General features: G+C 67.0%; 4 protein-coding genes. 1 reads left to right on the top strand and 3 read right to left on the bottom strand.

Features of this window, described 5'->3' with window-relative positions:
- The 3 genes from rplX to ACRVY7_RS14220 form a co-directional block, all read right to left on the bottom strand.
- On the bottom strand, positions 1-318 hold the full coding sequence (rplX, locus tag ACRVY7_RS14230; protein ID WP_005208409.1) for a 50S ribosomal protein L24: 318 nt from the start codon (positions 316-318) through the stop codon (positions 1-3).
- Position 319: 1 nt separating this feature from the next.
- Positions 320-688: a 50S ribosomal protein L14 gene (gene rplN / locus ACRVY7_RS14225; RefSeq protein ID WP_005208410.1), complete on the bottom strand. Its 369-nt coding sequence runs from the start codon at positions 686-688 to the stop codon at positions 320-322.
- A 147-nt stretch (positions 689-835) separates the two neighbouring features.
- Positions 836-1,150, bottom strand: a complete 315-nt coding sequence (locus ACRVY7_RS14220; protein ID WP_431817539.1) for a hypothetical protein — start codon at positions 1,148-1,150, stop codon at positions 836-838.
- Between ACRVY7_RS14220 and ACRVY7_RS14215 the strand changes: the two genes are divergently transcribed.
- Positions 1,131-14,858, top strand: coding sequence for a non-ribosomal peptide synthetase (locus ACRVY7_RS14215; RefSeq protein WP_431817538.1), 13,728 nt, complete (start codon positions 1,131-1,133; stop codon positions 14,856-14,858). The genes ACRVY7_RS14220 and ACRVY7_RS14215 overlap by 20 nt on opposite strands.
- The last annotated feature ends 10 nt before the right edge of the window (positions 14,859-14,868 follow it).

Raw genomic sequence — 14,868 nt, 5'->3', positions numbered from 1 at the left:
TCAGATGTCCTTCCCGGTCTTGCGGGAAATCCGGACCTTCTTGCCGGTCTCCTCGTCGACGCGGTAGCCGACGCGGGTGGGATTGCCCTCGGAATCGACGACCATCACGTTCGACACGTGGATCTTCGCTTCCTGGGTCACGATGCCGCCCGACGCCGCGCCACGCTCGTTGGCCGACGCAGCGGTGTGCTTCTTGATGCGGTTGACGCCCTCGACCAGAACACGCTCTTCCTTCGGGAAGGCCTGAATGACCTTGCCCTTGGCGCCCTTGTCCTTGCCCGAGACGACGATGACGGTGTCACCCTTGTGAACCTTCATGTCAGATCACCTCCGGTGCCAGCGACACGATCTTCATGAACTTCTTCTCACGCAGCTCGCGGCCGACCGGGCCGAAGATGCGGGTACCGCGGGGGTCGCTCTCACCCTTGAGGATGACGGCGGCGTTCTCGTCGAAACGGATGTAGCTTCCGTCCTGACGACGGCGCTCCTTGGTGGTGCGCACGATGACAGCCTTGACGACCTCTCCCCGCTTGACGTTGCCGCCGGGGATGGCGTCCTTGACAGTGGCGACGATGACGTCACCAATGCCTGCGTAGCGCCGAGACGAGCCGCCCAGCACGCGGATGCACAAGATTTCCTTGGCTCCGGTGTTGTCGGCGACCCGCAGGCGAGATTCCTGCTGAATCACTCGTTAGTCTCCTTGACCTGGATGTTGTCGACACGGCGGATCCACCGAGGTGGGCCACCGCATCTGTACGCCGAATTTCCGACCCGACGCACACGGTCTGTTACCACCGGACACACGCCTGCCTGGGGTTTTGTTCCGATCTTGCGATCACAACGCACCACCGGGTGGGTTCGCGAGCCGATTCGCGACGCTCAACGCGCCGCAGGCAACCCCACAAGTGTAGGCGAACGCGCAGGTCCGGGCCAAATCGCTGCCGATAGGCACGACCACGACGGCCACTTCGCCATTCTCCACGACCGCCCGCGCTTTCGATTTTTCTCCAATCCGCACCCATCTGCGGCGCTTAGTCGCGCGAAGCACGGTCAGATCCACCGGGCACAGGGCCACCACCACCGACCGATCGCCGCGCTTGACCGCGACGGTCACCTCACGAGGAGGCACAGTGAGCACCGAGGTGAGCACGACTCATTTCACAAGCGGCCATTCCACAGACGGGCAGCATCCGTCTGCCGACGCGCAGAGCCGACCGCTCCCTCTGACCGCGGCGCAGCGCGGCATCTTCTTCGCGCAGCAGCTCGACCCCGACACCCCGATGTCGGTCGCGGCCTTCGCCGAGTTCTTCGACGACGTCGACGCCGAGGTGATGGACCGGGCGGTGCAACTGACCGCGAACGAAACCGAATCAGGCCTGTTGCGTGTCGTCGACGACGAGGACGGCGAACCTCGCATCGTCGTCGATCGTGGCAGGGACATCAGGCTCGGGCTCGTCGACTTCTCCGACGACGACGATCCGCGTGCGCGGGCTCTCGAATGGATCGACAACCACCGGTCGCGCAACGTCGACGTCTACACCGATCCGCTCCTCGAAACGTATTTGCTTCGTCTGGGCCCGAGCCGCGCGCTCTGGTACTGCTGGGGCCACCACATCGCGTTCGACGGCTACGCCGCGATGTACATGATGGTCCGGGTCGCCGCCCACTACACCGCGATCACCGAGGGTCACGCCGCGCCCGCACCGTCGAGCGCGACGATGGCGCAGATCGCCGAGATCGACCGCGAGTACCACGCCTCCGATGCGTTCACCCGCGCACACGACCACTGGCAGCAGCGCCTGCGCCCCGAGGGAGCCGACGCTCCCGAGCCGACGTCCCTGTCGCCTGCGAGTGCACCGGCAGCGCCGGTCGCCATCGTCGAGAGCACAGAACTCGACGCCGACCTCGTCGCGGACATCCGTTCGCGCGCCGCAGATCACGGAGTGCGAGCCGCGTCGGTGATCACCGCGGCGGTCGCCGTCTACCTGGCGCGCCTCAACGATCGCGACGACGCCCAGCTGAGCCTCCCCGTGGCATGCCGCGACACCGACCTCCTGCGCACGTCGGCGGGCCTCACGTCGAACGTCCTACCCGTCGGCATCGAATTCGACGCCGCGACGACCGTCGCCGACGCGCTGCGGATCATGAACTCCGACATCAAAAACGCTGTGCGACATCAGCGTTTCCGCCACGAAGAGATCACCTCCGACATCCTCGACGACTCCGACGGCAGGCGCGGATTCTTCGGTCCGATGGTCAACGTCATGCTGTTCTTCGAGCACATCGACTTCGGCTCGCTGCGCGGCGAACTGAACGTGCTGTCCACCGGCCCCGTCGAAGACGCGTCGATCAACGTCTACGACGGCTTCACCGGCGGCATGCGACTCGACCTCGAGGCAAACCCGAATGTGTACACCGCCGACGACGTCTCGGTGCATCACAACCGGATCGTGGACTTCCTACGACGATTCGTCGACGCCCCAACCGACCTGCCCGTCGTCGACATCACACCCATGACGGCCTCGGAGTTGGCGGCCATCGACGACGTCGCCCACGGCCGTAGCGTTGCGGCAACCGACTCGACGCTCATCTCGCTGCTCGACGCCGCGCTCGAACAGGGCACCGCCACGCACACCGCACTGATCGAACCCGGCGTCGAGACGCTGGACACCGCGACGTTCACCGCACGCGCACGCAGTGCGGCGGCCGGACTCGCCGCGCGCGGAATCGGCCCGGAATCGGTTGTCGGCGTTGCTCTTCCACGAAGTGCCGACCAGGTGGTTGCGCTGCACGCGGTCATTCGCGCGGGAGCAGCATTCCTGCCCATCGATCCCGCAGAACCCACGCAGCGCCTCGCGCACATCCTCGACACCGCCAAGCCCGCGCTGATCATCGCCGCACCCGGCTGGGCCGGAGCCGACACTCCGGTGGTCACCGTCGATGAACTGACCGAGCCATCACCGTCAACAGCGCGGCCCCACGCACCCCGCCCCGATAACCCCGCCTACGTGCTGTTCACCTCCGGCTCGACGGGCAGGCCCAAGGGCGTCGTGATCGACCACCGCGCCATCGTGAACCGCCTGCGATGGATGCAGGATCGCTACCGCCTCACCTCAGACGACCGGGTGCTGCAGAAGACACCGGCGACCTTCGACGTGTCGGTGTGGGAGTTCTTCCTGCCGTTCGTCGCGGGCGCCACACTCGTCGTCGCACGGCCCGACGGCCACCGCGATCCGTGGTACTTGCGCGACGTCATCGCCGAAGAGTCCATCACGACACTGCATTTCGTGCCGTCGATGCTCTCGGCATTCGCCGACGCGCTCACCCTCGACGAGTCGTTCACACCGGATGCCCTGACTTCGCTGCGACGCATCTTCACCAGCGGTGAGGCACTCACACCCGCGACAGTCGGTGCCGTCGGCGAGCTCACGCCAGCGCCCGTGCACAATCTCTATGGCCCGACCGAGGCGGCAGTCGACGTGACGTATCACGACGAATGCCGCAGCGACGCAGGCGATATCCCGATCGGTCGGCCCGTCGACAACACGTCGACCCACGTGCTCGACCATCACCTGATGCCGCAACCCGTCGGCGCGATCGGTGAGCTCTACCTCGGCGGCGTCCAACTCGCTCGCGGCTACGCGAGCCGTTCCGACCTGACCGCCGCACGGTTCGTAGCCGATCCGCGTCAGCCCGGCGCACGTCTGTATCGCACCGGCGACCTCGTGCGCCGACGTGCCGACGGCGAGATCGAGTACCTCGGTCGCGCCGATTCACAGATCAAGATCCGCGGTCAGCGCGTCGAGTTGGGCGAGATCGAGTCGGCGCTGGCGGCAGTGCCCGGCGTCCGCAGCGCGGCGGTCATCACGTTCGACGACGCGGCCACAGGTGGCATCGAACTGGCAGGCTACGTCGCGGGCACAGATGACCTCGACTCCCGCGACCTACGCGCCGAGCTGACCGATCACCTTCTCCCCCATATGGTCCCGACGACGATCACCGTGCTCACGGATCTACCGACGACCAGCAACGGCAAGCTCGATCGCGCCGCGCTCCCGGCGCCGACTCGCACGTCATCGCAGAGCGAACGGATCGAGCCGGTTACGGCACTCGACGTCGCCGTCGTCGAGACGGTGTCCGCGGTGCTCGGTGTGCCTGGTCGGGTCTCGTTGTCCGATAACCTTTTCGACCTCGGCGGCAACTCGCTGTCAGCCACGAGGGTGAGCGCACGACTTGCGGGCCGCACCGGACACCGACTGCCACTACGCGCCGTGTTCGACGCCCCTAACCTCGCCGCGCTCTGTCACGCGCTGCGCGCAGCAGGAGTCGACGACGAGCTCACAGCCACCCAGCCCGTCGACGAGATCGCAGCGTCGACCGACGGACAGGTCGCACTGTCACCCGCACAGCAGCGACTCTGGTTGACCGCGCGCCTCGACCCGGATTCTGCTGTCGCCTACCACATTCCGTTCAGCGTGCGCCTTGCCGGAGCCCTCGACGTCGACGCTCTGCGTGCCGCGGTAAACGACGTCGTCGCGCGGCACGAGCCGCTACGAAGCACGGTGTCGGAGCACGACGGACATGCCTTCCTCGACATTCACGCCCCCGACGACGCCGCCATCGACATGACTATCGACGAGGTCGACGAGGTCAGCGAGGTAGATCGACGCGCGGCCGAGGTTGCCTCACAGCCATTCGACCTCACACGCGACTTCCCCATCCGCACACGGCTCGTGCGCACGTCCGCCGACGACCACACGCTGATCGTCGTCATCCATCATCTCGCGGCGGACGGATGGTCACTCGCTCCGTTCGCGGCCGATCTCGCCGCCGCTTACAGCGCACGCGTCGACGGTCACGCGCCCGATTGGGAACCCCTGCCCGTCGAGTACTCGACGGTCGCGGCCACCGAACGTGCCGCACTAACCACCACCGACGGCACAGACCTCGACTTCTGGCGCATTCATCTCGCGGATGCCCCCGCAGAAACCGAACTGCCGCTTGATCGTCCGCGCTCGGACCGCGCAAGTGTCGCGGGCAATGTCGTGACGATGAGGGTGCCCAGCGAACGTCACAGCGCGTTGACGGCGCTGGCCGCCGACAGCGACGCGACCCTCTTCATGGTCGTCCACGCCGCGGTCGCCACGCTGCTGCGCGGCTATGCCCGTTCCGACGAGATCGTCGTCGGCACACCCGTGTCCGGTCGAGGCGACGCCGACCTCGACGCTCTCGTCGGAATGTTCGTGAACACCCTCGCACTGCCGACGCACGTCGACAAGAACGCATCCTTCCTGGCTGTACTCGGCCAGATCCGCGACGCCGACCTCGACGCCTTCGACCACGCAGATATCCCCTTCGATCACCTTGTGACCGAACTGAATCCACAGCGATCGGCACAGGTCCATCCGTTCTTCCAGGTCTCGGTCGCGGTGGACAATCGCGATGACATCACCATCGACCTCCCCGGTCTGAGGGCAACGGCCTCGCCGATCGATATCGCGACCACCAAGTTCGACCTATCGTTCACCTTTGTCGAACACACCGACGAGCACGGGCAACCGTCCGGCATCGACATCGAAATCGGCTATGCCACCAGACTGTTCGACGCCGCGACCGTTAGCGGCCTGGGTTCGCGACTGGGCAGGATCATCACCACGGTGACCGACGACCCGACACTCGCCGTCGGCGACATCGCCGTTCTCGACCAGAGTGAGCGACTTGGACTGGTGCCGGCGGTCGGCGCGGGAACCCGCCCCGTCGAACACTTCTCGTCGATCCTCGCCGCTGCGGTTCGCTCGGAGCCCGACCGAATCGCCGTGACCGACGGCGAGACATCACTCACCTATCGCCAACTCGACTCCGACGCAGAACTTCTCGCACAGCGCCTCCGTGACAACGGAGTGGGTCCGGAAGACTTTGTCGCTATTGCACTTCCACGGGGCGCGGAGTGGGTGCGCGCAGTGTGGGCGGTGACCCGATGCGGAGCAGCATGGGTGCCGATCGATCCCGCGTACCCGCACGCTCGCATCGAGTTCATGCTGACCGATTCCCGTGCGCGCCTGCTGCTGAGCGACGCAGACTCGCTCCACAAGCTCGGCGACGCGGCCAACGGCATCACGACCATCACGCTCGACGAGATCCACGGTCCGGGCGGCGACACCCCAACGCCACAGCGCGACGACGCACCCGAACTCTCGGTCGACCAACCCGCGTACATGATCTACACCTCAGGCACCACCGGCACGCCGAAGGGCGTCGTCGTCAGCCACCGAGGTTTGGCGGACTTTGCCGCACAACAGGTGTCACAGTTCGGACTCACCGCCCACAGCCGCACGATGCACATGGCGTCGCCCAGCTTCGACGCCTCGGTCCTCGAACTCCTCATGGCGTTCGCCGGCGCGTCGACGATGCGGATCGTCGGGCCCGATCCCGTCGCCGGTGGCGAACTCACCGATCTGATGCGCTCTGCAGGCATCACCCACGCGTTTCTCACGCCTTCGCTGCTGACCACCATGAATCCCGAGGCCGTGCCGGAGCTCAAGGTGCTTGTGATCGGTGGCGAGCATCCGAATGCCGAAGCGGTCCGTCGATGGGCGCAGACCACGACGATCTTCAACGCCTACGGGCCGACGGAGACGACGGTCGTGGCGACAGTCTCGGACCCGATCGTCGAGCAACCCACGACGTCGCGCTCACCCCGCGTCACGATCGGCAGGCCCATTCGCGGCGTCTCGACGGTCGTTCTCGACGAGCGACTGGTCCCTGTCGCACCCGGCACGACGGGCGAACTCTACGTCTCGGGAACTCACCTGGCCCGCGGCTACCACGGCGTGCACGGACTGACCTCGAAGCGATTTGTGGCCAATCCCTTTGGCGATCCCGGCGAACGGATGTACCGCACCGGCGATCTGGTGCGCTGGACCGCCGATCATCGCCTCGAGTTCCGCGGCCGCGCCGACGACCAAGCCAAGGTACGCGGGCATCGCATCGAACTGGGAGAGGTCGACGCCGCGCTCACCGCGCTCGACGCCGTGCAGTCCTCGGTGAGCGTCGTCGACGGTGAAGGTGCGACGGCGCGCCTGATCTCGTTCGTCGCGTTCGACGGGGTCGATGCCGGCAAGCACACACGCGCGGCACTGCTGACCGAACTGCGAGAACGTCTGCCGCGGCACATGATTCCCTCGGCGATCATCGCTGTTCCCGAGATCCCCAGGACTCCCGCGGGCAAGATCGACCTGCGCGCCCTACCCGCGCCCGGCGACGCCGACGCCGCACGCGAGTCCGAGCCTGTCACACCGCGTTCCGACGCCGAGCGCATGATCTGCTCCGTGTTCGCCCGGGTACTTGACCGACCGGTCGCCGACGTCGGTGTCGACGACGACTTCTTCGAACTCGGCGGCAACTCACTACTGGCGACGCAGCTGGTGGACGCACTCGGACAACACACCGGCTCGCGTCTGGCCGTGCGCGACGTCTTCGATCATCCGACCGCCGCGGAGCTCGCACTTCTGTGCGCGGACGCGGTACCTACGGAACACGATCTCCTGCAGCACGATCCGACAACCGAGATGTTCTGCGGACCTGCGCAGCGGCAGCTCTGGTTCCTCAACACGCTCGGCGCCGACGACGATGCGCCCGACGCGTCGTACTCGATCGCCTTCGCACTCGACATGCGAGGCGCACTCGACGTCGACGCGCTCACCGGCGCGCTCCGCTGGGTGATCGCCCGCCACGAGCCGCTGCGCACCGTATATCCCGAACGCGACGGACTGCCGACAGCGGTGGTCGCCGCGGGCAGCGACATCACGCTCGACGTCCGGGACGTCTCGGCGTCGGACTGGCGTGTAGCCGCGGAATCGCTGGCGCAGCGTCCATTCGACCTCACGCGCGATCTGCCCATCCGCGTCGCGCTGCATCGGCTCAGCGACTCCGCTGACCACCACAAGCTGACCGTCGTCGTGCACCACATCGCCGCCGACGGCGCGTCGATGGCGCCACTCGCGCATGACCTCGCGGGCGCCTACGCGGATCTGTCCGACGGTCGATCACCGTCGGCAGATCCGCTCCCCCTCGACTATCGCGATTATCTGCGGTGGCAGCGTGAACGACTCGACACGCGCCTGACCGACCTGACCGCGTGGTGGCGCACCGAACTCGACGGTCTCGATTCCGCCCCGGTACTGCTGCCCGACATCGCGCCCGCGAAAGACGAAGCGGCACAACGCGGCGCCGACGTCGTCGAGGTGACCCTCGGCCGCGATGTGCGTGCGCGCCTCACCGAACTCGGTACCTCGACGACGACCGAGTTCATGGCAATGCACGCGGTGCTCGTCGCTCTGCTACGTCACCACAGCGCCGACCAGGCCGTGCACACCAGCGGCTCCGACGCCGACATCGTCATCGGGACACCCGTCGCTGGACGAGCCGATCCCCGTCTCGCACAACTGGTCGGAATGTTCGTCAACTCCGTCGCACTGCGCACCCGCGTCGACGGCACGTGGTCGGCAGCCGAACTCGTCGACGAGGTGCGCCGATCCGACCTCGACGCCCTCTCACACGCGGACATGCCGTTCGACGCCGTCGTGGCAGACCTGCGTCCCCCTCGGACGGGCCGTCACCCGATCTTCACCATCTCACTGACGGTCGACGACGATCCGCTCGCGACAACGGACTCCGCGCTACGCGGTCTACGCACCGGGATCGAAGAAGTCGACACCGGCGCAGCACGTTTCGACCTCGAGGTGCAGTCGCGCGGCGACACGCTTCGTCTGACGTACGCGACCGACCTGTTCAGTCGTTCCCGAATCGAGTCTCTGGCAGACGATTTCGTCGAACTCGCACATGCACTGATCGCGCACCCGGACCGCAGCGTCGACGACCATCTCGTCGCAACGCAGCCTGCGCGTGACGTCGCGACGCCCGACCCGGTTCACCTCGGTGACCTGCTCGAGCTCACCGCCACCCGCCACCGTGATCTGATTGCCGTCGAGGACGGCGACGTCGCGCTGACGTATGCGCGCCTCGACGAGATCTCGGCACGATGGGCGAACGCTCTCCGGGCCGAGGGCGTCGGGCCGGAAGACGTAGTCGCCGTGGCACTCCCCCGGTCGTGGCGGTTCGTCGCCGCGCTCTGGGCCGTACTGCGCGCGGGCGGCGTGGTGCTCCCCATCGATCCGCGGTATCCGACCGAACGCATCGAGCACATGCTCCGCGACTCCGACGTCGCAGTCGGAATCACCGACACCGACGGGGCACTCGGAACCGCACTGCTCGACGCGTCGTCCGACCTGCACTGGTTCGACACCGGAGCACTCGATCGCGGCAGCGCGGCACCACCGGCTCCCGCGCCTCGTCGACCCGACGCCGCGGCGTACGTGATCTACACCTCCGGCTCGACCGGCACGCCCAAGGGCGTCACGGTGACGCATCGAGGCATCGGCGCGTTCAGCCAGAGTCAGCGCGACCGCTACGACGTTCATTCCGGCGATCGCACACTGCATTTCGCGTCACCCGGTTTCGATGCGACGTTCCTGGAGTTCCTCCTCGCCTTCGACGCGGGTGCGACGATGGTCATCACGCCGCCGACCATCTTCGGCGGAGACGAGCTCGTCGAGTTCCTCGCCGAGCACGCGGTGTCGCACGCCTTCATCACACCCGCCGCGCTCATGGCAGCCACACCTGCGCCGCTGCCGCTGCTCCGGACGCTCGGCGTCGGGGGCGAGGCATCGCCAGCAGAACTCGTGGCAGCCTGGGCACCGGGAAGACGTTACGTCAACTGCTACGGACCCACCGAGACCACGATCGTGGCGACGATGTCGCAGCCGTTGAGTCCCGGCGAGGCGATCACGATCGGTGAGCCGGTTATCGGTTGCACCGCACTGGTTCTCGACCATCGACTGAACCCCGTGCGCGACAACGTACCCGGCGAGCTGTACCTCGCAGGACCAGGAGTCGCACGCGGCTACCTCGGCCGTCCGGGTCTGACCGCCGCACGATTCATCGCCGACCCGCGAGCGCGCGGCGGGCTGATGTATCGCACCGGCGACGTGGTGCACCGCACCACCGATGGGTCGTTGGTGTTCGACGGCCGCAGCGACAATCAGGTCAAGGTGCGCGGTTTCCGCATCGAGCCGGATGAGGTGAGCCACGCGCTGACGTCACATCCTGACGTCGACGCCGCGCTGACACTCGTGCACGGAGAAGGCGCCGAGGCGCGCCTGGTCGCCTACGTCACCTCGACCCGGCCCGACTCCCCGTCCGACCACGACCTCATCGCACACGTCGCGGCGAGTCTGCCGCGGCAGATGGTGCCGTCGAGCGTCGTCGTGCTCGATCGGTTCCCGTTGACTCCCAACGGAAAGATCGATCGTCGCTCGCTACCCGCACCGACCGCACCGGCGGCGGTTGCTGTGCGTGAGCTCGGTTCGACGGCCGAGCAGCGGGTCGCCGACGCAATGGCCGACGTCCTCGGCGTCGAACGCGACAGCGTTGGCGCAGATACCGACTTCTTCGCCGCGGGCGGAACGTCGTTGCAGGCAACGGCTCTCGCGGCCAAGCTGCGCAGCGACGACGGAACCAGGCTTCGCGTGCGCGAGATCTTCGATCGCCCGACGGTTGCCGCGCTCGCGGAACTCGTCGGCCGCGACGAGCACGTCGAGCAAGGGAGTCATTCCGCCACGCTGATTCCTCTGCGCGGCAGCATCATTCCGATCGCGCCGATGCAGCGTCGACTACTGTCGCTGGCTCGCACGCATCCGGCGTCGACCGACTACCTGATGCCCTTCACACTGCGCCTGACGGGACCCCTTGACCGTCAGACGCTCCGCGACACACTGGTCGATCTCGTGTCGCGGCACGCCGGCCTGCGTACCGTCTACCCCTCCGAAACAGGCGGTACGCAGGTCGGAGGTGTTCTCGTCGGGGCCGACCGCGCGATCGGGCATCTGCAACCGCTCGGCTACAGCGACGACAGCGACGCGTCGGCACTGATCGAGCACCTGTGCGCCACCCCGATCGACATCTCGGCACAGCCAGGGATGCGCGCGCATCTCCTGACGCGGATCTCGCAGGGCACCACCAGCGAGCACATCCTCGTCCTCGTCATCCACCACGCCGCGGCCGACGGCGCCTCGCTGCCGATTCTGATCGACGACCTCGCCACAGCCTACTTCGAAAGACTCAACGGCCGTGACACCTTCTGGGAGGCTTCGGTTTTCGACTATCGCGACTACGCCGCGATCGTCACCGCGGCCGACCGTCGAAGTGAGAAAGAGGACGATCTCGCCTACTGGACGAGCCTGCTCGCAGGCGCCCCGGCCGACTGCGCACCAAAGCCGACCCGCCCCGCGCAGACCCATGCCGACGCACACAAGAGTTCGCCGTCGGTTGCCGGTTCGGTATCGATTCCGCTCGACGACGGGCTGCGCAACGCCGTGATCGATTGTGCGCGAGCCTATTCGACCACCCCGTTCACTCTGCTCCACACCGCACTCGCCACCCTCCTGCATCGACTCGGAGTAGGCGATGACGTGGTGATAGGCACGCCGGTGGCGAATCGGGACATCGCTGAACTCGCAGATAGCCCGGACACCGACCTCGGCCGTGTGGTGGGAATGTTCGTCAACACGCTCGCCCTGCGCACTCGGCTCGACGGCACCGAACCCGTTCGCGACCTGCTCGCGCGGGTGCGAGACGACGACCTCGATGCGCTCGACCATCGCGACGTGCCCTTCGACGACGTCGTCGCAGCGGTCAATCCCGACAGGTCGGTCGGCGGACATCCGCTCTTCGAGGTCGCACTCTCGGTCCACGACTACGGGGCAGACGTCGCGCACGGACAGGTCGACCTGGCACCGGGGCTGCGCGGGGAAATCGGCGAGATCGGCGCCGCCCAGGCCAAATTCGGTCTTCAGTTCACGATCGCGCACCTACACTCACCCGACGCTTCCCTCGAGGTGACGTTTGCCGCCGATCGGTACCGCGACCACGATGCCCACGACCTCGCCATCAGGTTCCTGCGGGTGGTCCGTGCGATCACCACCGACACCACGCGCGCGGTCGGCGACATCCGGATCACCGATCCGCTCGAGGTTGCCGATGTCGCCCCCGCACGCGGACCGCTCAGCGGCGAGCCGATGACATTCGGCGAGATTCTCGACGACGCCGTGTCACGCAACCCCTACGGCATCGCCGCCACCGACGGCCACACCAGCATCACCTACCGCGAGCTCGACGCCCGCGCGCACCGACTCGCACGAGTGCTGCTCGCCAGCGGCGTCTGGGAATCGGACGCATGGGCGACGAGCGAACCTGTTGTGGCCATGGCCATTCCCCGATCGATCGAGGCACTCGTTGCCATCTGGGCCATCGTGCGGACAGGAGCCGCCTACGTGCCCGTCGACCCGACGTACCCGCCGGAGCGGATCGCGCACATGCTCACCGACAGCGGCGCGCGACTCGTGGTGACCGACTCGGCGACCCGCGAGCGCATCCCCTCCTCGACGATGCCGGTACTCGTCGTCGACGAGCAGTCGGTACTCGACCGGCTCGCCGGCGCGTCGACAGCTCCCCTCACAGAGACCGAGGCAGTACCCGCAGGCGTCGACCAGTTGGCCTACATCATCTACACCTCCGGCTCGACCGGACGCCCGAAGGGCGTTCTGGTGCCGCACTCCGGGTTACGTGCGGTCCGAGACGAGTTGCGGGCGAGGATGACACCGGACGAAAGATCGCGGGTGCTTCATTTCGCGTCACCGAGCTTCGACGCCTCGGTGCTCGAGTTCCTGCTCGCCGCAGCGGGCTCCGCATGCCTGGTCATCGCTCCGACCGATGTCTTCGGCGGTAAACCGTTGGCGCGGTTCCTCACTCGGACCGGGGTGACCCACGCATTCATCACGCCCGCCGCGGTGGCGAGCATGTCGCCGACCGACGTCCCGACGTTGACGTGCCTCGCGATCGGCGGCGAGGCCTACGGAGCAGATCTCGCGCGGCGGTGGTCGGCGGGGCGTCGGATCATGAATGTCTACGGCCCCACCGAGACCACCGTGATCACCACCTCGAGCGATCCGCTGCGCGCACACGACGAACTGACCATGGGCACACCGAACAACGGCGTGAGCGCACTCGTACTCGATGCGCGCCTGCATCCGGTGCCCGCGGGTGTCGTGGGTGAGTTGTACCTGATCGGGTCGCAGGTGACCCGCGGCTACCACCGTCGTCCCGGGCTCACCGCGTCGCGGTATCTGCCCGCCCCGATGGTCGCCGGAGACGAGTTCGCCGGTTGCCGCATGTACCGCACCGGAGACCTCGTCCGGTGGACGCACGACGGCCGACTCTCCTACGTCGCCAGAAGCGATGGCCAGGTACAGGTTCGCGGCTTCCGCGTCGAACTCGGAGAGATCGACGACGCGCTCACGGCCGACCCTCGGATCGATTTCGCGGTCACAGTGCTGGCCGGAGCCGGTCAGTCCGGGGACGACTCCGCGTCGACGGAGGGCGGCACCACCTTGCACAGCTACGTGACGCTCGCCGAGCGAGCCGCCCAAGTGGGCACCTCGCATCGAACCGCTCTGGGCGATGACCTGAGAAGTTCCCTGCGAGAACGTCTTCCGCGCCATATGTTGCCCGCGACGGTCACTGTTCTCGACGAGATCCCACTGACTCCCGTCGGCAAGCTCGACCGCACGGCGCTCCCGGCTCCGGAGATCACCCGACGTGGGCGCGCCCCGCGCCCCGGCACCGAGACGACCATCGCGGCGATCTTCATCGAGGTACTCGGACTGCCGGACGACGAGATCGCCGCGGACGCAAGCTTCTTCGATCTCGGCGGAAACTCGTTGCAGGCAACGACTCTCACCGATCGTCTGTCGAGCGCTCTCGGAGTCGAGATACGCGCACACCAGGTGTTCGCGGCACCGACAGTCGCTGAACTCGCCTCACAGATCGACCCCGCGTCACAAGAGTCGGTCAGCGCCTCGAGCCCTCGCTCCGCCTGGGAGGTACTCATCCCGCTGCGGTCGGCGTCGCGCGAGTCTGCGTCGACAAAGGCACCGCTATTCGTCGTACATCCGGCGATCGGACTCTCCTGGGCATTCGCGTCGCTGCTCCCCCACCTGGAACCCGACCGTCCCGTGTACGGACTCCAGCACCCGACGCTGTCCGGGCGGCCTGCGCCATCGTCGCTTGGCGAACTCGCCGCGTACTACGCCGAACAGATCCAGTCGGTCGCGCCGACCGGTCCGTACCATCTGCTCGGCTGGTCGCTCGGCGGGATCATCGCCCAGGAGATCGCGGTGATCCTTCAGGGGAGCGGAGAAGTCATCGGCGATCTCACGATCCTCGACTCGTACGTCCTGTCCGACCGACCCGACCTCGTCACCGAGCCCTCCATTGGCGAGCTCATGAGCGAATTCGGCATCACCACAACCGATCCCACCACTTCACCCGATGTCGACGACGCCTGGCACGCGGTGCGGTCGGCCGGCGGAATGCTCGCGGGGTTGTCGAGAGCCGAATTCGGTACGGTACACCGCGTTTTCGAGCAGGCGGGCTCCCTCGCCAATCCGTGGCGTCCTCGAGTGTTCCACGGAGACATCACCTTCGTCTCCGCCACCCGGGCACCTCAGCGGGGTGCACGAGCCGTCGACGGATGGCGTCCCTACGTCGACGGGCACATCCGCAACATCGACGTCGACTGCACCCACGCTCGAATGCTCCTGCCGCACAACGTCGTCGACTTCGCGCATGTCCTCTCCCCACAACCGCGTCGGACATCGAGGCATCGCATCGACGACGCGCCAACTGCGCGCCATCGGTGGCGCCACACCAGTGGCGTCACGTCAACCGAAGACATCAACTGAGGAGGAATCA

Origin of the sequence: Gordonia jacobaea (assembly GCF_965344965.1) — a bacterium.
In the GTDB taxonomy this organism is placed as follows: domain Bacteria; phylum Actinomycetota; class Actinomycetes; order Mycobacteriales; family Mycobacteriaceae; genus Gordonia; species Gordonia jacobaea.
Note: the sequence above shows the minus strand (reverse complement) of the source record. Positions and strands in the feature narration are given on the sequence as shown.

Bases quoted from the DNA above. Each gene is read 5' to 3' on its own strand.
- rplX (WP_005208409.1), bottom strand. From the start codon at position 318: ATGAAGGTTCACAAGGGTGACACCGTCATCGTCGTCTCGGGCAAGGAC.